This window comes from Solibacillus isronensis, assembly GCF_900168685.1.
Lineage (GTDB): Bacteria > Bacillota > Bacilli > Bacillales_A > Planococcaceae > Solibacillus > Solibacillus isronensis_A.
The window spans coordinates 107,516-134,396 of record NZ_FVZN01000012.1; the positions used below are offsets into that span (position 1 = coordinate 107,516).

Sequence of the window (26,881 nt, forward strand, 5' to 3'; positions counted from 1 at the left end):
TTCGGGATCGTCCATTGTTTTAAAGAATCTTCTATGTTTGCCGGTACTTCTTTAATTTCTCTAGCTATATCAATATTTTCACTGCTGAAGTCTCCACCTGCTACATTCCACTGAGTGTAAGGAGAATTTTTTTATATTTCCAAGAAGCTTCATTCTCCTCCCATGAATTCGTCATCTCATGAAGGCGAATGTTTATCGCTGCGGCTGAATTATTAGTTGATGTTAGATATAAATTCAAATTAGCCGATAATATTTCAGCAGCTGAAGGAATTGACGTCAAATCAAAACGAAGTAAACTTCGAACTGTATTACCATCGCCAGCTGTACCAACACCTAATTCTTTATCGTTTCCTCCAGTTGTTGTAGGGAAACTGTTTCTAATAGTAGTGTCTACCATATCGTTTTTCCCTTGAAGGCGCGTTATCATCGGATCAATAACGACTGGATACTGTCTTTCTGGTGCAGATAGCCATTCTAAATCTGGTATTAAGTCCACTATTAGTTGATTATCTTTTTCTTTAACGTTTAGTGTAAGATTATAGGATTTCGCTTCTTCCGGCACAGAATCTATTTCTGCAACAGCTTTGAATTCTTTTGGCTTATATGAATCATACATAAATGGGGCTTCAATCAAATAGACAGATTCCTTTGTTTCCTTATCAAGAAGGTAAATTCGATTATCTATTGCTTTATAAGCTAGACCTTGTAAATCTAATGTATAAGAAAACTTTTCTGGTAATCCATTCTGGGGATAAGATTCTAATATTATATCTTCTTTGACATAGTTTTCACCAATCGTATATATGGCAGAAATATCTTCAAATATTTCTTCATACGTGATTTGGTTATCCGTAATATCGCCTATAGAAGGTTGCAGAGTTTCTATTGTTTCATTTGCGACTTTCGCTAACTGTAAATTCACCTTATACCTATCCTCATGGATTTCCATACCTTTTGAATGAGAATTTATTTTTTCGTCGAATTCAACAATGAATGAATTCTCTTTGTTTTTAATTTTACCTTCTTTGGTAGAAGTAAGGTTATTATTAATTTCTCTCCATTGCCCTTTATTATCTTGATAGTGTTGTGGTATTTGTGTGATTTCCGTAGATAAGGTACCATCTAAGTTATCATATGTTTTGGATAGTGCGGTTCTTTCTTCGACTAATTCTAACCGTTCTTTGGTTGTTTCTTTTTCTTCTTTTAAGTTGTCTTTATTTTTTGCTTCAGCAAAATTTCCAAATGGAACAAATGCAAAAAGCATGCAAACGATAACTAAAAGATTGAGGAATTTATTAAACATTACTTACTCCTTTAATAATAAAATTAGATTTTTCAATCTGATTTATTATATATTTGATGAACATTTATTGGAATGGTTCTATAAAATCAATTAATTGATAAAAAGTAAGCATTTAGAATCAGTCCTTAATACCTTTATTCTTTGATGATATTTCCTAACGCAGTATAAATAGTTGTAGTCCAAACAAAAAGAAAAATTACATTAACCCTATCTAGGCCCGATAATAAGTAGTTAAAACAGCTAATAAGAATTATTTTCCAGTACCAGCTATAGTATGATTTGCAGCGTTTTGTACACCTTCAGCTTGTAAAGTTAAACCAAGGCTGTGTTTTAAATCAAATGAAACTTTAGAAGCTTTGTATTGTAAAGCTGTTGCATCGTAAACTACAGAAGTAAATTCTGATAGATCGTCACCCACTACAGTACCTGCATCATTTAAATCTGTTACAAGAACACCTTCGTATACAATAGGAGTTACTGCTGCATTCGATCCAGTTAATACTAAGTTTGCTTTACCATGCATAAGTTGCAACACCTTCAGCAGAAACTGATTTAGTAACTTTATCTGGAGTTACATCTAAGTTTTCTGCAAATGTAACAAATACAAATTTACCTGCATTTTTAGATGAGTTAATTTGGTAAACTTTTTTACCACCATTTGTTAAAGACTCTTCTTTAGTAGTATCAGTTACTGTTAACTGAAGAGCATTAGCCCAGTATACTTTACCAGTAGATTATACTGAAGATATGCTAGTTGCATAAGCAGTTACATTATCTTCAGAATTATAGTAACGAGTATAAGAGTAAGTAGTTACACCATTTGCATCAGTATAAGCAACTTTTTCGTTTGTATTAGAGTTGTTGTTAACAACGTTGAATGTTACAGGGATACCAGCTTTAGATTGACCATCAGCTACAGTAACTTCTGCACGAACTGTTACTTCCTTTCCGATAACACCTTGGTGTGAACGGTCGCCGTCAACATCTTTAATTGTAACTTTTGTAGGAACTGCAACATTAACGCCTTTAAATGTGCCAAGTTTAACTCCATCAAGAGTTACTGTGTATTCTTTGTTAGCTTCTTGGGCAGCTGTAGTTAATACTACAGTTTTAGCGTCAGTTTGTTTAACTGCAGCATTTTTAACTTCAAGACCTTCAATAGCGAATTTAAGAGCGTTAACATTATCACCGAATGTTACTTCAACAGTAGTAGCGTTAATTGCCTTTTCCGTTCCTAACAAAATAAAGAAAAAAGTCTAAATCCCTTTTGTATCAAGGGTTCAGACCTTTTTAATAACAATGTGTTAGTATAGTTAAGAGTGATATGTGTGAGCAGATTGAGTATCACTTATATAAGGATTGAACTATTTTACTTACATTTCTTTAAAATAATCCTGTTTAGCATGGTATTTAAACTTTGCGCTGAAGCTGGCTATTATATTTCGCCCCTTCAATGAGAGTAATTCCACGTTTCGGATTTCCTTCGCTTTTTCATCATTCAGTTTTTTACGTTTCTGGCTGATTGTCAGACTCGACTTATTACTGATTTCATTTACGAGGTCTAATTGTATGCCCCATACATGATCCGCGCAGTATTCAATTGAGCCACTTTCTTTAAAACTCTCAAAACTCAGGACTTCCGTATAATTTGCGCGGTTTAACGAGCTGATTAAAAATACTGGTACTTGTAAATCTTTAGAAAGTTGCTTTAATGTAATAACATTACGGTCTACTTTCATTTTGTCATTCATTAATTCATTTTCAGATCCTAGTATTTGGAGATAATCAATCATAATGACCGGGGCTTTTTTATTCATTCGAATAAAATGCTCTAAATAATCCCTGATGTAAGTAACCGTTGTATTAAAGCCACCTTCAACGATGGAGAACCGCGCTGCAACTGGGGCGTAAGCAATCATGGTATCTTCCATTGTTTTTAATGACTTATTTAAATTCTGAATACGATTCAGTTCTTTCTTCACGAGTTCTACTTTTTTCTGTTCTAACGAATATAAAATGACGTCCCGATCGCTATTATGTATAAGTCCATTTGCAAGCTGTAGGAGGAACGTTGTTTTTCCGATGGAGGGAACGCCTCCAATCACATATAGTCCCGGCTCTACATTTTTAATATGTTTATCAATATTGTGGAAACCGGTTTTTGTTGAACGCCAATCGTCAAAGGCTGTTAAATCCTTCTGATAATCCCCCATTAAATAATCAAGAACGTTATCTTTTCGGCTCGGATTATAAAGTTGCTTGGCAATACTTTTATAAATGCTGGATTCAGATAGCGTATATTCGAGGCTGCCTTGTGCTTTCATTTCTTCTGTAAGTTCATTTATGGAATGAACATACCACTCATTTATATCACTAAATTGCTTGGGGATCGCAAGTCTTTTAAAAAAACTGTTTTCGCATAGTTTATCGCCAGCTATATCATTGTCAAAACCATTGATGAAAATTTCTGTATCGTAATGCCCTGTTTTTTTCACATAGTCAATAAAAGCTGGATAATTTTGCGTGCCATTTATTGAAATGCTCCGAAACCCCATTGCTTCTAAATTTAATTTATCAATTTGTCCTTCAACTAAAATAATTGGTTCTTTACTGTCACTTTCTAAAACATCGACTCCAAAGAAATCCCCTTCAACTTTGGGACCAACTGAATTGAGATAGCGCGGCTCTTGTCCTTCTAAGGCTCTAGCCGAATAGGAAATAATTTGCCCCTGTTTTTTAACGGGGAAAACAATTCTTAATCCATCTGTAAATTTGTAAATGAAAATTTGGTGATTAATTAAGTTGTCATTTGATATATACCGTTGTTTTTGGAAATCCCACCATTCATTCGCATACCGATGAATAAACGTTATGAAGTTTTGGCTCACAAATTCATTTAAATTTTGTTGATTGTCTACTTGTTGTATTAAAGACGGCTGTTTTTGGGTTTCTTTATATTCATTTAGTCGATCTTCAGTTACATCCGTCTCAGGTAATGCGATACCCGCCAGGTCACATAATTTTTTATAAGCTTCATTTGGAGCTAGTCCCTCTACACTTATTAAATATTTATAAGGTCCTCCCCCGGTGCAGCAGTTAGAAAAACTGACAAAACTATTTGTGCTGGGTACGACAGCAAAGTGATTTTTATGACCGCAAACTGGACAAGGCTCGATAAAATAATATTTTCCGCGCCCACTCTTTTTTAAGTGATAGCTTTTAGAAATATAAGAGAATAGATCAATTTGTTTTTCTAAGTCGATAACTTTCATGACTGAACCTACCCCCCAGGTACTACTTTCTCGCTGTTTTGAGTACAGTGTAAAACAGCAATATAAAAATAGCAATCTCGCTTTTAATAGATTGCATTTTAAAGATTTAATATATTTTATATATTTTAAGTAAAAAATTGAAAATCGCTGTAATCCTTGCCAGTAAAGGGTTTGGCGCTTTTTTTCGAACAGTGGCGGGTTACGTAAAACTAGACTACTGGTTACATAAAACTAGACTAGGGGTTACGCAGAACTAGACTACTGGTTACGTAAAACTAGACATAAAAATTTTTCAAAAAAATTTTAGGGTTACGTAAAACTAGACATACTTTTAACTATAAAAATATAGAGGTTACATAAAACTAGACATACTTTTAAACATATAAAGCATAGAGGTTACATAAAACTAGACATACTTTTAAACATATAAAGCATAGGGGTTACGTAAAACTAGACATACTTTTAAACATAAAAAGCATAGGGTTACGTAAAACTAGACATACTTTATGACCATAAAAAGCATAGGGGTTACGTAAAACTAGACATACTTTTGACTATAAAAAGCATAGGGGTTACGTAAAACTAGACATATTTTCAGCTATAAAAGCATAGAGGTTACGTAAAACTAGACATACTTTTGCTAAAAAAGCATAAGGGTTACGTAAAACTAGACATATTTTCGTCTATAAAAGCATAGAGGTTACGTAAAACTAGACATACTTTTGCTAAAAAAGCATAAGGGTTACGTAAAACTAGACATATTTTCGTCTATAAAAGCATAGAGGTTACGTAAAACTAGACATACTTTTGGCTAAAAAGTATAGGGGTTACGTAAAACTAGACATACTTTCACAGCAATCAGCGGAAAATTGTTGATGATTATAAATAAAAAAGCTCAAGGGATATAATCTGAGAGATCATCCTTGAGCTATTTTCTACTTAATTTTAATCACATCATCTAATTCAATAATAATGCTTCGAACTTCATTTTTTTCTTTATGGAAGGTAAATTCCCTTATTAATCCGAGGTTTTGCCATGTTTTTAAAATATCGTTACATAATGTTCGATAATAGAGCATTTTACGCTTTGTTAATACGGAATCTTTATCTTGTGTATACTTGATTTGCTTATAAATGGTGCTAAATAGAATGGTACGATGTGTACGTGTTCGTTTGCTTTTATGAACACGCTGCATGTACTGTATCCGGTACATTAGATAGCCGGCAAGTACATGAACCATTTCCCCCTTGTTCCCTTCAAATTGAAAATACTTTTGATCAACCTGAACAACCTGCTTCTTTGCTCGGGAGTATGTAAGGAGAATCGGCTCTCGGAAAAAACGTAAGTATCGAACTTCATGCCCCTTCTCTTGAATAGTTAATGATTCAATCGCAATGATTGTCCCCTCGTACTCAGCACGATCTATGTCCTTATATTGCGCCATTTCCTCACTAACATTAATTTTTACACGTGTTCTCGAAAGCATATCAACGGCATCTTCAATCTTTTTCCGCGCTACTTCTGTCGGTTGCTTCGTCCGACTTTTTGATTGGGTCAACGCTCTATAAATCATGGGTATGGTAATACAGGTATTCCCAATAGCATACAGCGAAACAATGACATCATGAACCCGGCGCTCATAAATAGATAAAGGTTTCATAATTTTAATGCCCTCTTCATCGAAATTCAACGTCAGTAACACATGCATTGGCTGTTCATCTTTGTTATATCCTGTTGCAACCATTTCTTCATATGTCGTTGAATTTTCAATAATAGAGTTATTCAAGTTTTCATTTCCGAAAATCTTACGTGAGACAGGGTCAATTGTAAGGATATTATTATTAATCGTTTGTGTTTTTATTTTTTGAGGCGTTTGCGTCATAATGGTTGGATTATTAAATAACTGTTCCATTTTAAAAGAATCTTCGTTACCATCGTTTACAGGGCTTTTAGTAGTTGTTTCTTCTGCCCCATCTTCAAACTCATCATCGAACATGGTTTGTTGCTTGTCACGTTTGGCAGCCTCTATTAATTTATCATTTAAAGTATCGTTCAAATTCTTTCACCTCACCTTTTATAGCATTCATATGTATCCATTAAACATGAAGTAATTATAAATATCAATAACTCCAACAAGTGCTATCTCTGTCATTTTACCATTAACATAGAATCCCTGGCGCGCAACCTTTATAATTAAAGTGAATTAAACAGTCTGTAACATATCTATTCATAAGCAATGAATTTTTCAATAGGTATTTGCCGAGCTGATAATCTAAACAGAAAGACGAGGCTGAAGCTTTAACCATACAGACTATAAGACCAAAATAAAAAGCACAGCAAGGCTTGTGAGTCGCCTTATTGTGCTTCTTTTGATTTAAACAAACTTTCAAAGTATTTTTCACTTTCTTCTATAACAAGATCCATTTGCTTACGGTATGCCACATACACTTTGTTCGTTGCTCTTAACTTTAAAAACTCATTTACTGTATAGCTTATTGTAAAGACCAATACAATTGTCGTCATAATAAATGCAGGTGTATTCGACTGAATAAATTCCGTTCCATCATACAGAACAAAACCAATAACCATACTACCGAAAGCTGTTAAAGCTAATCGAATCGCATATAGCTTACTTTCACGTTCTTTTTCTGTATTTACCAAATGCAAAGCTGCTGACAAATCATTATTTTGTTGAGATTTTACTTCATCTAATCGCTTGATGTGAGTTGCTTTAAGTTTTTCAGCATATTTCTTAAAAACTTTGCCCGACTCCACTACGAATACCATTAATACCGATACACAGATTACCCCAAATTGAAGACCAACTGAAATTTGCGTCGGTATCATTTCGATTGTACGTGCTTCTATATATAAGGCAATAAACAGCAAGAGGAACAGTCCTGAAATACCTAATACATGCTTACGGTTATACCATTTAACATTTTCTACTTTTGCTACATTCGAATTATAGTCGTTCTTTAGCTCGTCAATACGATTGTTTAATTCTAATGCTTTTTCTTCCTTCGACTTATCTTCACGAGTCAGTTCTTCCCTGTGGGAGATTATTTCTGATTGTTTATTATCATTGGTTTCATTACTCATAAAATTGCCCCCTTTAACCTGTTCATCATACCATGTTTTAAGTTTAATTTTCTTCAACTTCTTGGTCTTTATAATACGCTAGTAGCAACTTTTGATAAAAGTCTGATGCGATTTCTAATACAGCACGCGCCGCGCTTACAATATACACCGCAGCTATTAAAATGCTGAAACTTAAAACGGAATTTGCAAACATTGTGTAAGTTGCGATCACGTATGCTAACGGTAAAATACAGATGTTTAATGCTATGTACTGCTTAAAGCCGACATTAAAGTTTAAATCTCGTTCGGGATCGAATAGTACCACACGCGTTTCACGATATTCATTAAATGTTAATGTAAGACGGCCAAGTAATAAAGCAAGGATGAACGCTTTCATTAGATAGATAAAGTTGAAATCGATGTTGCTTGTATAAGAGATAGCCCATGAATCGCCCCAGTAATAATATAAAGCGTCTATTGCTGATAAAATAATGACGGTTGGTATAAATTCTATTACTACACTTAATATAAGTTTTTGCACGATTTTATTGCGTGCCTGCTTTTCATTTGTCTTTACTTTCATAATAGCGCTCCTTAATTTCCGAAATATCCAGATTGATATGTATTTTCACCTAATCGCGTTAAAATGCGATATTCTACTTTTACACTCCCATTTTGAACATGTATTACCTGACGTTCCGCTTCATTATAAAATAAATCACCATATTGGCCATTTATAAAAATCCGCTCGTAATACCTTCCCTCAAACTGAAATTCCTTCACAGGCTCTAGCGGTATAATTAATAATTCTTCTACGCGATTGATTGCTAACATTTTGTCTGTATCTCCTAAAAGTTATAATTTATATTATAATGCCACAAGTCGCGGAATTTGTTAAAAAACGATAACAGGTAAACGGCTAAGTGGAACCGTTTACCTGAGTGTTTATGCTATCTTCTTGCCTCTATGTTCATAACAATAAACTTATCAAACTCGCATAAGTGATAAATCGCAATGATTTTTTCCGAGGAATAAGAGTAAGTTAGTGTATTTTCATATTGTTGATCAAAGTAGAACCAAACCATTTCAGCTTCATTCTCCTGTTGGAAAGGCTCTACATCCGATGTGAAATAATGGTTTTCTTTATAGCCCTTACGCCTGCAATAGACAAGCAGCTCGACCAATTCAACTAATGAAATGGACGGTACGCTCATATCAATTAAAACATCGGTCTGTATGTCCTGTACTTCATAATCACCTGAAACAAGAACGTTTCTATAGTTAAAGACTTCCCATTTGAAGCCGATCGCTTTTCGCTCACTGGCATGATGATGTATTCGAACGATTTCCTCATGCATATTTTCACCTTCTATGGTTGTTCTACTGGCTCTGCTTGATTGCCTGTAGTAATTCGGTTTTTACCGTTGTTTTTAGAGTAGTACATCCGCTCGTCAGCAACTTTAATAATTTGGTCCGGCGTCATTTCCTGTCCGTCTAATAAAGCCACACCAACACTTAATGTTACTTGCACCTCTTTACGTACTCGTTCTAAAATCTTTTTAGCGAGAGCTTCAGTACGGACTTCCTTACTTACGAGTGCAACTAATTCCTCGCCACCATAACGAACGCCCCAAGCTGTAGCCCCAACTTCTTGTCGCATAATTTCGCCAATCTTTTTCAATACAAGATCGCCGTAATCATGCCCTTTTGTATCGTTTAATTTCTTGAAGTTATCAATGTCGATGAAGATAACGCCTACTTCACCATTCTTTTCAATCAGCTTTTCTAATTGTTTGAACATCCAGCGACGATTGAATAAACCGGTTAAGGCATCGGTTACTACGTTATTCCCAACATGACGTAGCATACTGATGATGGTTTCTAAGTGCGCCATTTTTAATGTAATTAAGTAAACGATCATCACGAAGCTGGCAAGCTCTACTGATTTTAATAACAGAGCAATAAATGAAATCATCATAGCGACACCTAAAATGTGCGCTTCAGCTCCTTTTTCTTTCCCTTTAATCATGAAAAGATATAAAGCTAGACAGAACGCACCACCGTAGTTCGCAAATGGAATTACAAGCATTACCGCGAATACGCCCATTACAATATCAACTTTGCTATCAGCTTTAATTGTCGTACCCACACCAATCATAGCCGCGCCCAATGCGATAAATCCTATAGCTATTACATTGGAAAATACCTCTAACTCAATGCCAAACGTTCCAACAGCTATGATAACAAACCCTGTAATTGCCAAGATTGTGTCTAGTTGTGCCATGCTGCTGCTAACCTTTTTGCTTATACTAATTTTTTCGAATACGAAAATGGCACTTAAAATTAATAATGTTAGTGTCATATTGTTTAATCTCCTATGTTTAATCAACCGCGTTCTACATACATCGTGAAACCTCTCAGAAGCCTGTATTTAGCGTTGTTTGTATTTGTGATATAAAAGTATCTAAAGACACCATTATCCGCTTATAATCAGGACAAAAACCCTCCCTAATATGAATAGAGAGGGTCTGTACTATTAATGAGTAACGCTAGATGAAAAATCGAGTTCAACTGACTGATTGGCATGATAGTAAATCATATCGCCTTCATTAACTGCGAAATCGTAACCGTAGCCGTCAGTAAATTGCGTTTTTCCACCTTCCATGCGCCATTGACTCATGTATTTAGCTTTTGTATAGCTTAAATAAGGATTCGCTGTGTCGCCCTCATTGATCGTTTGCACATCGAAGTTTACGACAATGTAGCCATTTTTAAGGAAAATACTATGTGTATCGTCAACTGCCCCTACTGTTGCTAAATTAGAACCTTTCGGGATTGCATATGTCTTTGATGGTAAGCTGTACTCGCCGTACCACGTTTGCTCTTTAGTTACTAAGTCTGGTTTCGGAACCATCGTAGCTGATGCTCCGACCACATTTTCATTTGGTCCTCGGAAAGTGCGAAGTTTCCAATTGAGTAATTGCCAAGCGTAAGGTCCAGTTTGCACCGCTTCTTTAGACATTTTTCTCATATAGTGAGTAGCAAAGCCTGTACGGAAATAATCTTGTGCAATTTCTTTTAATCCGTAACGCTCTGCATTATCAAAGTATTGGTAGGCATTGTTTGTTAGCTCATTGTTTGGCACAAAGCGACTTGTTTCATTTAACGCGACTTCACGATAAATGTTGTCCTCTGTTGAGCCAACTTTTACAAAAATGTTGCGGTTATCGTTGTAATATAAATCTACTTCCTGGCGATTGCGTCCATCGTTACTTACAAAGAAGAACGTTGGCTTAATGCGAATCGCGTCTGTATTGGATTGCATATCACCTTTTGTTTTCACATCGAATTTGAACGTATAACCTAATTTAACAGCATTGTTAATTAAACCGTTCGTGTTGCTTGCGTGTGATAAAGGTAAAGTGAATCGCTCAACATTTCCTCTAACAGCACCGTCAATGTTTTTCAAGCCAACATTGAATTTGTTGCCAGTCGGTGTTAAGTTATCAAGCTGTCTAAACATGTACTGCCAATTGTGATCCGTTACATCGGTAATTTGTAAGTCATATAAGCGACCTACAACATCGACTGTTAATGAATCTGTTGCTGTATGCGCGGCTGATGGATGCCCTTCAACGTTGCCATTTGGAATCGTCTTATTGGCTTCTTTTTCTTCCATACCGTTACTAGCAGGTGCGTTTTCCGCGATAGCCTTAAATTCTACTTTATAGCGTCCTTCCGTTACCCAAACAGGCATATAGAATTTTGCCTCCTGCATATCTACAGGTACTTTAATCCACGTATTAGCAGGGTAATAGCTTTGTTTTGTTTCAGAATAAACATCGAATGGGAATTTCACCATTTTCTCTTTAATCCATTTTTGATAATCACGTTTGCCATAACCAGGTATATTTCGATGCTGTCCTGTTGTTGGCATCTTAACAGTAAATTGACGGTCTAAAATTAATGCCGCTATTTCTGTATCTGAATTAACCGGCGTTGAACGTAATGGCGGATTAATTCGTTGGTCATGCTCTTTGTCGTCAGAAGTTGATGCATAAATAACTGTCGGTGTATGTACCGTTACATCATTAACTCCAAAATTAAAACTCTTATTAGATGCGCCGCCCAAAGAGAACACTAAACTATAATTAAATCGTCCTGTACTTGGAGCGCGGAAATAGTTTGTTTTTGTTCGATCAATCGTTAAATTACTACGTTTTGCTGTTACACGACTAGGCATTGGTGTGTTCGATGGCGTCGGACCATTTGATGTTGTCATGGCATCCGACATTAAAGTACTACCTTTAAATGTAACTGAATCATTTTTCACATCTGGTTGACCAATAGCCGCTTCGGCCGCTCCTTTTGCTTCACCTGAGATGTCCGGCGGTGATGGTTTTGTTTTACCTCCATCTACTGTAGTAGCAGGTAAAACGATTTCAGGACATGGTTTAGGGAATACATGATTTTCTATAACGCTACTATGTCTAGCATTTGCCGTCACTGACAGGGAAACAGGAACATTTTGAGAACCATTCGGTAATGCGTAGTTTGTAAAGTCTGCAGAAGCAGCTTTCCACACATCGTATCTAGGTGATTCCCAGTAAGAGAAATTACGTTGAATACCGTTTACAGTAGTCTCAACGGTTACCTTTTCACTTTTCGGTATATTTTCCTTTTTTTGATCTTTCCCTGTACCTGTTATTTTTTCTTCCGTCCACTTTAATGTTACTTCCTTTTTGGCGTTAATGCCGCTATATGTAACTTTACCGGACTTTTGTTGGAATTGTTGGTCAAATAGATATTCTTCAGTACTTGCCTCAACAGTTAAGTTTTCCGATGTTGGAATACCTTGTACGGCATCAAATTCGCCTGTACTTGAATAAATTGAGCCATTCGGTGATGCTTGTAAATAACTCCGGTTCATTGATGAAGCATTTGAAGCACTAAAATCAATTGTACATACACCGCCCGTAGTTGGTGGTGGTGTTGGAGGTGGTCCACAGTCTTCCTTACATTCAACATCTACTTGTAAAGTAACATCAAGGAATACTTCATTATCATAGTACAAAATAAACATATTCCCCGTTTGAGGATTGGTTTTGCCTGATTCTGGACTATAAAGACCACCAACTGGTAGTTGCCATTTACGAATACGTGCGTCTCTTGAATCAGATGTTGTTTTTAGTACCTTTTCACTTTTATTCATTGATGCTAGTTTTGCTTTTAAATCTGCATCAAACAAATGCTCCATTTCAGCTAAGCCATTTTTCACTTCATCTAAAGAGTACCATTCGTTGATATACCCATTAGTGGTACTTGCAGGTAGAGAATCTCCCCATGATGAACCTTGATATTTTTTGAAGTCAAGAGCCCAACCTGTATGTTGTTTAATTGATGGGTCGTTAAAAGAGTATTTAGTGTACAGTTCTTGAATATAAGTTCCTACTGCATTTGGATTTCGAGTATAAATATCATAAATCGACTCTTTACCATATGGAGTACTAAAAATTTTAGGATTGTCGTCTAAACGTATACCTTTAATGGAGTACCTTTTTAACTGTTTTCCGTTTTCTTCAATTATTTCATAGGTTACAGATTGAGAAGGTGCAGGAATTAAATAATCATAGGCGTTTGACCACTCGTCCGCTTCTACCACATTTGGAATTAATAAGGTAGATATAAACAGGAATAAAATACATAATGCTATTCCTGTTTTTCTAAGAGAACTATAACTCATATACATTATCTAGTTCTCTCTACCAGGTAGAATGAATAAGCATTATTAATATCTGAAAACTTATAGTAGATGGCCATTTTATTACCTTTATAAACCGCACCGGTACTTTGAACATAATTTAAGATTTTCACCATTTCACCTGTTGTAATACCTTCGCTTTTTGCAAAAGCCTCAACAAATATTTCTTGTAAAGATGTTGATGGTACACCTAAATTTTTATCCGCCTTTAAATATTCTTTATACATTGATAATTGTTGCGATTGAAAATTATATAATTCCTCTGCTGAAAAATTACCTACTTTTGGTGATTTTAACTTATCTGTTTTAATATCTGAATATTTATCACTGTACTTTTCATATTCAGAAGCTGGCGTTTTTTCTAAGCTCAATTCATAAGGATTATAGCCAGTCGTTGGGATTTCAATAACTCCCTCTTCTTTAGGTATTTCAATTGGTTTTGCCTCAAAGTTTGGATCAATATTAATTGAACGGTGCATAAATACCGCGAATTGTTGACGTGTTAATGATTCTGCAGGACGGAACGTAGCATCCTCTAAATAACCTGTTGTAATACCATTCGAATAAAGAGCTCGTACATAGTCGCGTGTTTCCGCGTCACCCTCAATTGTGTCAGCAAAGTCGTATTGTGCTTTGATTTTCACATCAAAACCTACAACTAGGATTTTTGCCATTTCCGCTCGGCTAATCGGCTTATTCGGGTTTAACTTACCGTTAGCATCCGGTTTTAATAAGTCAGCTTTTAATAAAGCGACAGCTGCATCGTAGTGATCACTCTTAGGTGTTACATCACTTGGGATTTTCACGTTAGGTTTAACCACCGGTAATTTTTCACCCATATAGCGATAGACTAAAGTTGCCACTTGATAACGTGTAATGGCATTTCCGCCTCGGAATGTATTATCGTCATAACCTTTAATAATTCTTTCTGCAGCCATTGAATGAATAATGTCGTAGTTTACATTTTTCGTTGTAACGTCTTTAAATATTTTCTTATATGTAGCAGCTTCAACTTCGTGAGTTGTTCCACCGATCGGCATTACGATTGCCGGTGTTGCGATTGATAATGCGATTGCTGATAATAATAATTTGTTTTTCATAATTGTTTCCTCCAAGAAGTAAGTTGTATTTGTTATATCGTCATAATAACAACTCTTTTGTAATCAATCAAAAAAGCTAGGGAACTAGTCCAGTAGCAATTTCGCATTAATTGAGTGTGGATTGACCCAATCACCCGTCAACAATTGCACTTCATTTTGTCGTACGTTCATATAGGGCAAAATTTCACCTTTAGTTGCACGTAATACATAATCATTTTCTAAATGGCATAAGCCGTCTTCCTGTATGAGCATTTCCCCCATTACGAATGTAATCGGCATTGAACTATGGATGTATTCTTTATCACCTACTTTATAAAGAATTTCAGTTTCGTTAAGGCGACACATATCTCTTACCTTTAATCTAGTACCGCTTTTAATCTTCCTGATGATGAAACCATTTCGGGAACAAGTTTGGACCGAATCGGTTAAAGCTGTTACTAGACCGTAGCTAATATCATAATGACTACTATTTAATTCAGTAACATATCGACCTTCACCAATATTGGCCCAAATACCATCTTCTACACCGAATAAATTTAATGTTGTATTTATTTTGATGAAGTCCTTGCTCTTAACAAACTCACCGTCTTTCTTCCTATATATAGACGCTTGAAGTTTTGTGGTTATTTTACCTAACGGAATATTGACCCGCAGTTTTTCAATTTTCAATTCTCCCATATAATCCACTTCCTTTTTATTGAACAGCCGGATTTAAGCATGAAAGCTCTTGATAACCGCGCGCTGCTGCATCTTTCTTTGAACTAAATACTTCGGTAGGCGTTGCCGCTACCTCACAGGATGAACGCCAGAATTTATGCTCTCCGCCAACCATGCCCGCGTAAATACGGTCAGTGTAGTTAATACGTGAGCCAACAAAGGCATATTTTTGATATTCATAGCTATCAAACTTCGACGGATAACCCTGGAAGAAAGCTAGAATCGAAATATCATCGACGGTGTTGTACCATTCTTCATTGTCGATAAGCGGTAGTGCAAATGTATAAGTAACGTCTAATTGCTTCGCATATACGTTATGTTCATTAATGTAATACGCGATTTGCTCTTGAACTGTATCTACAATTGTTTGGCGACGTACTTTTTCAAATTTTTCCGCATCTTCTAAAAAATCGATTGTCAGTAATGAATCCTTTAATAATTCCTGACGCGTACCCTCTACCCATTCCTGTAATTGTACATCGTACACGACTAAATCATCGTCAACCGTAAAGTTGATAATGTTTCCTTCTTCATCACGATAAACAAATGGAACTTTAGGTAGCCAAGTTCGCTCGGCAACTTTATTACCCTGAGCATCTTTTTTCTCTTGATAAACGTTTAACATAAGACCATCGAAATCAACGATAGCGAAAACAGGTATGTAATGTTCCATACGGTTAATTGTGTATTTATCAGTTGATCCAAAGTTTTTAGCGAGAGTTTTTACAAACGCTTCATACGCAGGTTGGAAGTCCGTAGGCAGAATTTTATAAGAATCATAACCATTTTCAATGTGTGGAATCGCATTGACACGCAATATGTTAATGGCGTCTTGTGCTGCTGTCGTCATATTTAATTCGAATTTATGGTTTAGTTCTGTTGTTTCTTTAGCGTAGCTATATTTGAACTCTACATACAGCAATGGCACAGTGAATATAACAAGGAACAAAATAATGTAATGGCTTAACTTCATAATTAATCATTCCAATCTTCGTTCAAAATCATCCCGCCATATGGGAAATAAATCGTTGTATCATTTGTGCCTGCTTTCCCACCTGTTAGCATACTAAGTAGCATAGTAGACTGGAATTTCGTTTTATTTTGAACTGTTACAGTAAAGTAATCGTCCTTTTGCAATTTGTACATGCGTTGATTATAAGGAACGGATTCATCATATAAAACTTCGAATAATTGCTCTTTAAAATACTCGTCATATTGCACTTCATATTTACCTGTAAATTTTGCCGGTTCAATAGCCGTTGCGTTCGTATAAACAGGTTGGTACTTCTTTTGTTCATGTACTAATTCAATGTCGTATAGTACATTACTTCCTTGGTGTAGCCCAAGCTCAAATTCTTCCCATTCTTTCGGTGTAATGTAGCCCTTTAAACGAATAGAATCTACAAACTTTGTCACTTCTTGATATGTATGTATATAAGCGAGGTCTTCTTGTTTCTTGTATTGCTGATACGTTACAAAGTAAAACATAACGAGAGCGGCTAATATGACCGCGAATATCTTACTTATGGCATTTGGCATTTATGTCACTCCTTATTGCATTGTGTAATTAATACGTGTACCTGATCCTGAATATTGAATGGTTTGTTTGTACTTTGCATACGGTAGAATAATTGATTGCTTTGTTTTTAAATCTGTTTGTCGCTCAAACACGTTCCCGTCCACATTTACAGTTGTTTCGTCAAAATCTAGCTTATAAATTGAGCTGATTATTTGTGCACCTGTAAATAGGGGCGCTTCTGGAATTTCAGTTTGTTTTACATATACAGAACCTTCCGTACCAGGAGAAATTTCAAACTCTTTTTGTATTTGAAATAATGGCGTCAATGCATAAGCTAGAGCTAGACTAAATGTTAAAGTTGCTAGGGCAAACCAAATCGCTTCACTTACTGTTTTATTCATAAAAGGTTGGGAGCCGCGCTAAGCAGCCCCCATTCCCCCTTTCGTAAAAAAGGATTAATTTTGTTTTTGTTGATTAAACTTAATCGCGCGGATAACTCCATTTGAATCACGCTCAATTTCTGCATCGAACATGCCACTTGGATTGATGTAATCTGCATGTGTGTTTGTTGTAGCATTTAATAAATCCGTATCTACCTTAGTCAGTTCGTCACCAGTGAAGTTTGCTAAGTACCATTTTGTAGATTTGCCAGTTGTTACTTCTACACCGATTTCGCCTTCTTGACCTTTAAATTTACGGATAGCGTTGATAACCTGTGAACCTGAAACCACTGTATTGTCATACATTAAGTATTTTTGATCTTGTAATTCTGTTGTATTATTTGTGAAATCGTTTGTTACTGATTTTGCTGAATCTGCTGCAGGTGTGAATACCATGATTGAGATACCTACTAACACGATTGCTAAGATGATTCCCGCTGCAAATTTGAGCGCGGTTGCTGTTGTTTCTGACATTTTGAAATTCCTTCTTTCTTTTCGTTTTATTTTTTTTATTTTTTATAATAAGTGGACCCACCCACAAATTAATAAATTAATGTAACAACTCCATCATTTGGTTTGAATTTGTTACAGCGATATAGATAATCGGGAATATTAAATAGATGAAAATTAATGAAATCATTGGTGCCAGACCAAGGAAAGAGCCCATTTGAGTTTTCTCTGCAATCTCGCGTGTTTGATCTTCCTTACGTTCTTCTAGGTAATATTCTCTTTCAACGTCTATATCTTCAAATGCTTCTGCAATTGATAAGCGAATTAATGTAAGTTTTAAACGCTCTACAATCTGTACGAATGGCTCGAACGTATTTGTTTCGCCTAACTTTTCTAATGCTTCCTCTGGTCCACTATCAAATTCCTCGATAGCAATTTCTAGCGAACGTTTAAATGCAATAGAGAATCGTTCTAACCATTGAAGTATTCCCGCTACACTCATTCCGTCAAAGTCTTTTAAGATAGAAATAAGCATTAATAATTGGTATACTTCGCGTTCCATAAGCTTTAATCGTGCTCGTTTTTTGAAGCCTAATATAATTGCAGGCAACTGATAAGCTATGTAAGCAAAGATTATCGCTAATAAAACTTCATACCATTTTAAGTACGCATTCGAGTACTTAACGTATTTATCCATAATACGATTGTATGTTTTTAAAACTTCCTCGTCTGATGGATCTAGTTCAAGTTGGTCTGCAATAGCAAGGACAATTTCTTCTTCGGTTGGTAGCACCTTTGCCTTACTAATGTTTTCAATTACTTCTCGGTCGTAATCTGTTTGTTGTTGTAACAAGGCAGATTCTTTTGCCGTATAAGTTTCGGTGAAAATTGAACCATCGAATGAACCTTGTAATGCAACTGATTTTTCTCTTACGTGTGAGTAAGCAAAAACACCAAATGCAAGAATAAATATAATTACAGCACTAACAATCTTTTGTAATGTAAGTTCATACACCGTAATAGATTCATTAGCATCTTTAATTAGCTGTTCAGTATCGTTGTAGCGACGTGAATACTTTTTCGGCGTAAATGCTTTACAAAGTAACATCGCACCTTTAACTTTCGTTAAAATCCAACGCTCCCATTTAACTTTATTTGGGACAAATTCTTTTGTGCTCTCTGAAATTTCACGCATTTTACGTAAAATTAAGTAACAAGCAATACTAATTCCATACACACCAATTTCTGAAAACAGACCGATACGAGAATCGTAAAAGGCTTCTGTTGTTGGGAAACTTCCCTCAGTCCAATTTTTCACAGGCAATGCAAAGAAAATTGGGATTAGTGCTAGTAAGGGTAAGTTACGCATCGCATAGCTTAAACGCGAGCGATATAATATTTCTGCATTTAGCTCTTTATTAATAGCGGTTAAGCCATTTAAAAATGAGCTTTTTCCATCTGTCACTTTATCGCCGCGCTCTTTAACAAGTACGGCAAGTCCAGCAAACACCCGTAAGTAACGTGTTGGTGCTACGTCTTCATATAAAGCCAGTTCTTTTTCCACGTCTAAGCTATTGACGATTTTATCAATACGCTCAGCGTGATGTTTCATTTCATTACCTGCATCGTGAATCGCTTCAAATACTGCCTCGTCTACCATTTTCGTAGATTGATAATAAAAGCGAACGCGATTGATGTATTCTTTTAACTGTTTTAAAAGCTTTCGCTCTACTCTATAAATAAAGAAGTCTACTAAAATTCCTGATAATAATAGGAACCCAACAAATACCCAAAAGGCAACTAAAAATGATGGTCGTATTACCAAGAGAAACCCTAATACGATTACGACTAACGCACAAATTGCGAAGATAATCTTCATTACTTCTTTGCGTAAAGTGAATTCATCATATACAGCTAAAGTTTCAAGCTTTTTGCGAATCTTTGCTTGAAATCTGCGAAGTACAGGGATGCGTTCGATGAAGTTATAACTTTTCAACGCAAAGGCCGTAAACTTCACTGAATAGTTTTTATTACGTACCTTTTTCTCACCTAATACTGCAGCTCTTTCATTTCTTAATTGAAAGAACTTTTGACATTGCGTAATGCTGTAGATTATCAACCCAACAAAGATAGCAATTAGCAATATCGAAAGAATCATAGTGCAAGCCCCCATGACTTACTCATAAGCTCTTTAAAGTCCTCAGCATCTTCTTTAGATAAATGAAGCATCATGCGTTTCATACGTTCCTCAGAGATCGGATTAACAGCGACATACGCACCGTCACGATATTCAAGAATTGTATTTTCTTTAAATTGCTGTGTTTGAGTCTGTTGCTGGAAGAACGTTGTTGCGAGGCTAATTAAAGCTCGTACATCCTTCTCCTTTGAGCCGTCCAAACGATCTAAGATTTTTAAATGCTCATCTGTTTGATCGATTGGCACACATTCAGTAATACGCTCGATAATACGCTCACCTGTTGCATGAATTTGAACCATATGAACATCGAACTCCAGTACACTGATTACTTGTTGCTCGGCTACACGCTCGTTACTGAACATACCAGTTTTTAATAATGAGTTACGTAGAGCGAATACCAGGTCTTTAAATGTTTTGGCATGGTGAGTAAATAGTGTAAATTCAGAAGCTACCTGTGATGTTTGAATCATCCATGCAGCAACAGGGTCCGTTGCTACTTCCCCTAACACCGTAACGTCACCGTCAGTTTTCTTTTGTAAATCCAATCCATCTTGACCGCTATACGTTTCTGTTTCTTGGAAACTTAAAATATTTCGGCCCGGATAGAGGTTACGTAGATTTAATTCGAATTTTGTTTCTTGAATACGAAGCTTTAACTCTGTATGAATGTGCTCTATTAAAGCCATTAATAACGTTGTTTTACCAGAACCCTGCGCCCCTGTTACGGCTACTGTTCTTTTACTGCGCATTAGTAGGCGAAGTAATTCAATTGCAATCTGTGAATTGTCTTGTTTGAAAAGATCCGGTAAGCCTAGTTTTTTAGCTTCATATTTTTTACGAATGAATACAGCCCATGATTCTGTTAGTTTAGGTCTTGCAGCAGTAACACGTGAACCGTCAGCCATTTCATTAATGATGGCTGGATTTGTTTCAGAAAGTTGGCCCGGATAACCGTATTTATAAGCATTTGTAACAATTCGGCGTAACTCTGATTCCGAATCAAATTCAAGGAAAGCAAAGTGAATTGTTTTACCTTTATTCATCACCCAAATACTACGTAGGTTAGAAAATGTGGTTTCTTTACTTTTTGCCATTGATAAGAAATCATCATCTGAAATTTCATTTACTGTTGTTTGAGATTTATAACCACTTACACCAGCTGATACACCGTCAATTTGCATATCTCGAATTTCATCGATAAGGCCAAACCCTTTGTAATGGCTATATACGACTTGTGAAACAATTCGCATCTTATCTTGATATGAAAGCTTTTGGTTTTTCATTTCTTGCTTATACGCATTGTGAATGTGGTCCTCAGTAACGATATAGCTACCAGTTTCATTTTTAACATCCCATTTATAACGGGCAATGATAGCTGATAACGCTTTGTAACCATGTTTCTTTTCATTTACATACAGCATCGTTTCAAATTTTTCACGAGCTGTCATTTCGGCTGAATTATCAAATGGAATGACTAACCCAACTAATTCCTCATTGATTTTTTTATCTTTTACCAAGAGGTCGTAAATGTACTCACGCACGTAAGTTTTAGCAGAAAGATCACCTGTATTACAGTTCTTTAAAGCATTTTTCAATTCTTTACGTCTACTCTGACTACGTTTAAATTCTTCTTCGGTAACGTTGTCTAAATACAGGCTTTTCGTAGTAATATCAATCATTTTCTTACTAACGTAGTTTTTCAATTCCTCAACTGTTAATTCTTGTTGTGGAATGTACGATTTCTTTTTATTCGCAATTTCTGATTCTTTTCTAGCTTGTGTAAGCTTCAAAAAGATGAAGGCTAATGCGAACAATCCAATCGCTATAATTAATAAAAGGTTCAGTGAGCTAGTTTGTATCATTCATTTCACCTTCCTCAACGTCAGCGTCAACGTCGGCTAGAGTTTTATGAATGTACTTTACAATGTTTTCTAGTTCATCACGAAAGTTTGAAGCAGCCGAATCTTTTACAGTCGATTTATGTAATCGGTAAAACCATTCAGTTACATTTAACGTATTGCAGGCATCCTTAAATTGCTGGGAATAAGGTATTTGGAAGATCGGCGCCTGCGTTTTATACATTCGTTTAATTTTGCGAGTTGTAAAGCTCGATTTTTTATCATATTGGCTAATTACGATAATGTAGTTTCTTCCTTTTAATTCTTCCGGGAAGTCCATACCATTAAAGAAGCGATCTAACACGAATCGATTCTGCGGTAGGTTTACAATAACTAAGTCGGCTTTACTTAAAATAAGTCTTGTTAGTTCACTGTTACGCCCACTGTGAGCATCGATCCAAATGTGATCATAAGCATCTTTTGTAATGTTTAAAATCGCTTTCAACGTTTTGTCATCTATAATATCCTCTAAATTTGAACCGCCTAATAAATCGAGCTTATCTGCATAAATGGTTTCGGTATAATCCATAACCGCGTTTGGCTTTAATAAATTCGATTTAATTAAGCGTTCAAGGGCAGCCATGCCCGCATCTTCAAAACCTTCTCTAGTAACTAATTGCTTACCGAATAAAAGTTCTAAAGATGAATAATTTAGTTGAGTGTGCGTGATTAATGCACGTTTCGAGGATGTTAAAGCTGAGTACGCTGCTAATGCTGCAACATTCGATGTGATAGCGCCTTGTCCATGAATTGGGCTCCAGCTCACAATCGTTTTACCCATCTACTTGTCACCCTTCCTTAATATGTTCTCCGGCCATTACAGGCGGTAGAGCTTTAATTGAGTTGCTGATATTGTTTACATTTGATGGTTTACGTTTATTGAAAATACGTTGGAACAGCCCTGTTTTAAGCACTACATCGTAATCAACAATTGCATCATTTGTAATTTCTGCTGCAACACTTTTTACATTTAACTTGTAATTTTTGCTCAACTTATCGAATGGCACAGAACCTTCATGTTGAATGAACTCTTTTAGATAGTCCTGATTTTCTGCAAATTCAAACGTATCTACGTTTTGAACAAAGTTGAAGCGACCATTTGTTAGTAAGGAAATGTAGTCCTCGCTAATGTGGATCGTGCTTTCAAAGTACAATTGATGGATATTTGTGATACCTGATAAATCAGCGTAATCATGTAATAAATCAATGTCCTTCATAATATTTGTACGAATGTTATCACTCACGTAATAACTCTTTTCAATTGGTAAAGCCATAATTGATTTTTGGATTTTATTCACGTCGATTAGAATGTAATCGTAATTTTCCATGCATTCATTGGCTTTCTCTAGCTCCCAATCAATGTTAGTAATGGCCTTGCCAGTCGCTAAAATCTCAAAACCGTTAAAATCGTATAAAACTTCATTTTCTTCAACTTTCCGAATAATACCGTAGTAATATTCATAGGAGGAAGTTGCATCTACAATTAGTACACGTTTCTTCATAGCACTAATCGAATGAGCTAAGTAAATAATGAAGTCAGCTTTAGAACGGTTTCCCATAAATTGAACAATCTTCATTCGAATTACTCTCCTTCAAGTAAGTTAGCTTGTTCTTCTACTTGTGCTGCCTCTTGTGCGTTAATTGCGTTCAGACGTTGCTCTTCCGCTTTTTTAGCGTCAGCTGCTTCTTTGTTAGTTCTAGTGTTGGTGTTACCAGATTTAACTGCTTCTTTTTCCTCGTCCAATAAAGCATCTAAGCTATTTTCAAGAGCTGTACGGTTACGTTGCTCTAAAACATATTTAGCTTTATTCACTACGTTTGGATCTTCTTTAAGTAAAGCAAGTACATTATCTTTTAATGGATATGTTTCAATCGCTTTATTTTGCATGTGCTCGTCTAAATATGGAATCGCATAGATTTTCGCGTTTTCTAAGTACGCGTCAACGATACCTGAGCTTACAGATAAAATTTCATCTTCTAATACGTCAATGCGTAAAGTAATACCTGAAATATCTTTAATGCGTTTTTTACTTAATAGAATGTAATCTTCACCTGACGGGAATTGAATACGAATATCTACATATTTGTTGTTTTCAATATTCGTTGGTAATTCAACAAAGCTGTATTCCGCTTCACGAGCATCGTCAGTAATTGCCTCGTCTTCATACACCATTGATTTAGTTAAGACTGTATTCGCCTTTAAATCTGTTTTGGCATATAAGTAATACTCATTGTCATTTTGTAAGTGCGGTAATAATACAACGTCTTCTGAATGTGCTGCTTCCGACACGTACACTTTAGTTAGCATAGCTTCTGAAATAACTTCACCTTTTTCAACGTCACCGTTGACGGCGTAAGCTACTTGGTTCTGATCTGCTACTGACTGTAATTCTTCCATTTTTGCTTTATACTCGCCTATCCGCTTGGCTTCTGCATCGCGCATATTGTCATATAAGAAATATCCGGCTATCGCCAAAATTCCTAACATGATTGTTGCACCAGCTAAACCTGCGTAAATTAGTTTCGAGTTTTTTGTACGAATACTACTCTTTTTCATTATCCCCACTAATAACAAATTAGTGGGTTTCACCACCTTCTGTTATTATTTGAACGTCATATAAATGACAAATGCCAACGCTGTTAAAATTGAGCTTGCTACTGCAATCAACAAATGTTTATTGTTTCGCTCGCGTGGGGTATATTCTTCATTAAAGCCACCTAAAAGGTCTGAATATGTATCCTCATTATCTTTAGTTACGTGATACGGTGAAATCGTGTTACCAATTAAAAAAACTTCTTCTTTTAAGCGGGACGAAAGCTCTTTAACGGCGCTTTCATTACCATTTGCTACCGCAAATTTTGTTCTGTCGTCTAATTCATATTCAAGTTTGAACTGTTCAATCCAGTGATACTTCCACTCGTCTGCTGATACAGTGACAACCTGCATGTGACTACGATAAAATTCGTCTTCATATGGTGAATCTCTTAACACACCTAAATCCAAAACAACATATTGGTAATGCTTATAAACCTGAGCTACATCGAAGTTTTCTCGATACTTGAAATGATCGAAGCCTTTAAATTCAAACTCCATATCTTCAATTTGCAGGTTTTCTAGGTGAATTAGACAATGGATTCTATCAAAGTCCGACGAAGTATTTCCCTCAACCACCGCTACATCGTAATTTTGTTCAGACAGATATTTCGCTATGTTTAAAGCTGTATTTGTCGAACCTAAATTCCTTTCAACACTTGCAACTGCAATAATTACTGTTCCTAGTATTGTGTCGCTCGTATTACGCTGCGTGTTATCTTGGAATACCCATTCGTCATGAACCTCATGCTCGGCACGTTCTCTATTAATAGTAGGAATCTTAATGTTTGGTATTTTAATGCCTGGCTTTTTACTCTCGGCATCTTCACCCCCACCATCCTTCTGAACTTGTTGCTCTTTCGCATGAATGTTAATGTTTATCGAATCGTATTTAGATAGATCACGTCGCCATGGATACGAAGGGTTGGCATTTCTAAATCTTAATGCCAGTGAAAATGACATTGGCGATTTAAATGAATCAATCAGCTTTGTTACCGTAAACTTCCCTTCATTTCTTAAAAAGAAGTTGTATATCCCCATTTCGAACAGTTCCGCAAGTAGTGGATGTCCTTCAGGATAATCTGATAACACTGTAAATGGGACTTTATCAAAACCATTGTGCCTTTTTACCGCTAGAATGGTATCACTTAACATTTCCAAACGTGGATCGTTGCCTTTACGTGCCAAATCGGTACTTATTAAGATTCCGTCTATCTCTGAATGTTCAGCGACGGTTTCTAATAAATCTTCAATGCACGTAGCAATGTCCAGCACCTTCACACCCTGTTCTCGAAACTTCTGTTCGAGTACCTGAGCAAACGATGTATTAGAGGTTGCGATTACAAGATTCATGCGTCCTCCTTGCCCTAAAAACAAAAAAAAGCACACATTACCCCTATAAGGGTAATGCGTGCTTCGCATTTGTAATTTTAGTTATTTAATTAAATGTTTTACTTTTTAGATATTAACATATTAAAAATTAATCAGCAACACAAATTTTTAATCTGCCGATAAATTCTTCATTGTTATAAATAACACCACTTCGCAGGATAACTTCATTAGGTCCGAACGGAATAACATTCGTATGTCCTTCAGCTAAATTGAAGTCTGATACTTGCATTTTCCCATAGAACATATGCGAAATTGGCTTATAAATGTTCGGGAATAATGATGATGATTGGATTAATAATGCGTGATAAGGTATCAAGTGCATATTATCTAATAACGGTTTAGTTAAAGCAGCTAACATTTCGACGCCAGCTAAAATGATTTCTTTTGCTACACTATCCGTTTCTCTCTTTACTAAATCTTCTCCCAATTGAACTAATGTTAAAATACGCTGCATCCCTACTTCATCGGATTGTCGGTTTAAATGAATTGCGAAAATAGTCCAAACACCGATAATAAATGATTCAACTAGTTCAGCTAGGTTATTCCCTTTCACCAGGTAAACAAAGTCTGATACACCGTCATTTTCATTGCAAATTATACCCATTTCAACCATGCGAATACGTTCAATGTGCCCGTACAGAATATTTTGCTTAACGGGGTCCGTCATATTCATAATCCCTCGCAAATAACCCATTATCGGCCCCTCTTGATCGCGGTAATATTGCATTTGAGGAATTAATTCTGTTCTTGTCGTACCTTCTGCATAGCATACGGCTTTAAAAAATAATTGAACCATATCCATTCGCATACGCTCTAAATGCCCCATTCCTTCATAAGTTGGAGCTTCTTCTAGCTTTAGAATGTCTAGAGTATCTCTTTCCATAAAGCGATTGCTAATATCTTCAGTTGTCATATGTAAGATTCTCGTATCATTTGCACGAGCATAATGTTTTACATGACGAATAAAGCCATGCTCAAAATTATCGTGCATAAAACCTATACGTGCATGAACAACATTACGCCAATCCCACACAATTTTATATTGCTCAGGCAAGTATGCGATTGCGAATGGCTGCCCTACATACTTTTCGTGTATCTTAGTTTTCTCCATATTAATCCTCCTTATATAAGAAAAAAGAACGCAACTCTCCCCTTTT

The 26,881-nt window shown here is 35.9% G+C and carries 24 protein-coding genes; all 24 read right to left on the bottom strand.

The features are described 5' to 3' along the window. Nucleotides 1–100: 100 nt before the first annotated feature. Complete coding sequence (locus B5473_RS05510; RefSeq protein WP_079524007.1) at nt 101–1,303, bottom strand: DNRLRE domain-containing protein; 1,203 nt, start codon at nt 1,301–1,303, stop codon at nt 101–103. A 250-nt stretch (nt 1,304–1,553) separates the two neighbouring features. Further along, complete coding sequence (locus B5473_RS05515) at nt 1,554–1,826, bottom strand: hypothetical protein (protein WP_065217387.1); 273 nt, start codon at nt 1,824–1,826, stop codon at nt 1,554–1,556. A 211-nt stretch (nt 1,827–2,037) separates the two neighbouring features. Next, nucleotides 2,038–2,544: a hypothetical protein gene (locus B5473_RS05520; RefSeq protein WP_065217388.1), complete on the bottom strand. Its 507-nt coding sequence runs from the start codon at nt 2,542–2,544 to the stop codon at nt 2,038–2,040. Nucleotides 2,545–2,676: 132 nt separating this feature from the next. Continuing rightward, nucleotides 2,677–4,650, bottom strand: coding sequence for a DnaB-like helicase C-terminal domain-containing protein (locus B5473_RS05525; RefSeq protein WP_139377689.1), 1,974 nt, complete (start codon nt 4,648–4,650; stop codon nt 2,677–2,679). An 860-nt stretch (nt 4,651–5,510) separates the two neighbouring features. Then, nucleotides 5,511–6,632, bottom strand: coding sequence for a hypothetical protein (locus tag B5473_RS05530; protein ID WP_079524008.1), 1,122 nt, complete (start codon nt 6,630–6,632; stop codon nt 5,511–5,513). 299 nt (nt 6,633–6,931) lie between these two features. Beyond that, nucleotides 6,932–7,678 (bottom strand): hypothetical protein, encoded by a 747-nt coding sequence (locus B5473_RS05535; protein WP_079524009.1) that lies wholly within the window; start codon nt 7,676–7,678, stop codon nt 6,932–6,934. A gap of 43 nt (nt 7,679–7,721) precedes the next feature. Then, entirely contained in the window at nt 7,722–8,240 is a 519-nt protein-coding gene (locus B5473_RS05540; RefSeq protein WP_079524010.1) for a hypothetical protein, read from the bottom strand. A gap of 11 nt (nt 8,241–8,251) precedes the next feature. Next, nucleotides 8,252–8,491: a hypothetical protein gene (locus B5473_RS05545; RefSeq protein ID WP_079524011.1), complete on the bottom strand. Its 240-nt coding sequence runs from the start codon at nt 8,489–8,491 to the stop codon at nt 8,252–8,254. Nucleotides 8,492–8,607: 116 nt separating this feature from the next. Next, nucleotides 8,608–9,015 carry a hypothetical protein gene (locus B5473_RS05550; protein ID WP_079524012.1) on the bottom strand — a complete coding sequence of 136 codons (408 nt, stop codon included), beginning with the start codon at nt 9,013–9,015 and terminating at the stop codon, nt 8,608–8,610. An 11-nt stretch (nt 9,016–9,026) separates the two neighbouring features. Next, nucleotides 9,027–10,019 carry a GGDEF domain-containing protein gene (locus B5473_RS05555; protein ID WP_079524013.1) on the bottom strand — a complete coding sequence of 331 codons (993 nt, stop codon included), beginning with the start codon at nt 10,017–10,019 and terminating at the stop codon, nt 9,027–9,029. A 174-nt stretch (nt 10,020–10,193) separates the two neighbouring features. Continuing rightward, on the bottom strand, nt 10,194–13,400 hold the full coding sequence (locus B5473_RS05560; RefSeq protein ID WP_176142025.1) for a DUF5704 domain-containing protein: 3,207 nt from the start codon (nt 13,398–13,400) through the stop codon (nt 10,194–10,196). A 5-nt stretch (nt 13,401–13,405) separates the two neighbouring features. Then, entirely contained in the window at nt 13,406–14,518 is a 1,113-nt protein-coding gene (locus B5473_RS05565) for an S-layer homology domain-containing protein (protein ID WP_079524015.1), read from the bottom strand. An 84-nt stretch (nt 14,519–14,602) separates the two neighbouring features. After that, the gene (locus B5473_RS05570) at nt 14,603–15,196 is read right to left on the bottom strand and encodes a hypothetical protein (RefSeq protein ID WP_079524016.1); all 594 of its coding nucleotides are present in this window, start codon (nt 15,194–15,196) and stop codon (nt 14,603–14,605) included. Nucleotides 15,197–15,212: 16 nt separating this feature from the next. Further along, nucleotides 15,213–16,208: a hypothetical protein gene (locus B5473_RS05575; protein WP_079524017.1), complete on the bottom strand. Its 996-nt coding sequence runs from the start codon at nt 16,206–16,208 to the stop codon at nt 15,213–15,215. A gap of 2 nt (nt 16,209–16,210) precedes the next feature. Then, nucleotides 16,211–16,774 carry a hypothetical protein gene (locus tag B5473_RS05580; RefSeq protein WP_079524018.1) on the bottom strand — a complete coding sequence of 188 codons (564 nt, stop codon included), beginning with the start codon at nt 16,772–16,774 and terminating at the stop codon, nt 16,211–16,213. A gap of 12 nt (nt 16,775–16,786) precedes the next feature. Beyond that, entirely contained in the window at nt 16,787–17,155 is a 369-nt protein-coding gene (locus B5473_RS05585; RefSeq protein WP_079524019.1) for a hypothetical protein, read from the bottom strand. 54 nt (nt 17,156–17,209) lie between these two features. Next, nucleotides 17,210–17,668 carry a hypothetical protein gene (locus tag B5473_RS05590; protein ID WP_079524020.1) on the bottom strand — a complete coding sequence of 153 codons (459 nt, stop codon included), beginning with the start codon at nt 17,666–17,668 and terminating at the stop codon, nt 17,210–17,212. A 76-nt stretch (nt 17,669–17,744) separates the two neighbouring features. Beyond that, nucleotides 17,745–19,802 carry a hypothetical protein gene (locus B5473_RS05595; RefSeq protein WP_079524021.1) on the bottom strand — a complete coding sequence of 686 codons (2,058 nt, stop codon included), beginning with the start codon at nt 19,800–19,802 and terminating at the stop codon, nt 17,745–17,747. Then, the gene (locus B5473_RS05600; protein WP_079524022.1) at nt 19,799–21,703 is read right to left on the bottom strand and encodes an ATPase, T2SS/T4P/T4SS family; all 1,905 of its coding nucleotides are present in this window, start codon (nt 21,701–21,703) and stop codon (nt 19,799–19,801) included. The genes B5473_RS05595 and B5473_RS05600 overlap by 4 nt, the downstream gene beginning before the upstream one ends. After that, on the bottom strand, nt 21,690–22,520 hold the full coding sequence (locus tag B5473_RS05605; RefSeq protein ID WP_079524023.1) for a hypothetical protein: 831 nt from the start codon (nt 22,518–22,520) through the stop codon (nt 21,690–21,692). Before B5473_RS05605 ends, B5473_RS05600 begins: the two co-directional genes overlap by 14 nt. 7 nt (nt 22,521–22,527) lie before the next feature. Beyond that, the gene (locus B5473_RS05610) at nt 22,528–23,316 is read right to left on the bottom strand and encodes a hypothetical protein (RefSeq protein ID WP_065217406.1); all 789 of its coding nucleotides are present in this window, start codon (nt 23,314–23,316) and stop codon (nt 22,528–22,530) included. Between the two features lie 5 nt (nt 23,317–23,321). Next, complete coding sequence (locus tag B5473_RS05615) at nt 23,322–24,296, bottom strand: hypothetical protein (RefSeq protein ID WP_065217407.1); 975 nt, start codon at nt 24,294–24,296, stop codon at nt 23,322–23,324. A gap of 45 nt (nt 24,297–24,341) precedes the next feature. Next, nucleotides 24,342–25,685: a hypothetical protein gene (locus B5473_RS05620; RefSeq protein WP_065217408.1), complete on the bottom strand. Its 1,344-nt coding sequence runs from the start codon at nt 25,683–25,685 to the stop codon at nt 24,342–24,344. A gap of 127 nt (nt 25,686–25,812) precedes the next feature. Further along, complete coding sequence (locus B5473_RS05625) at nt 25,813–26,835, bottom strand: hypothetical protein (RefSeq protein WP_065217409.1); 1,023 nt, start codon at nt 26,833–26,835, stop codon at nt 25,813–25,815. Nucleotides 26,836–26,881: the final 46 nt, after the last annotated feature.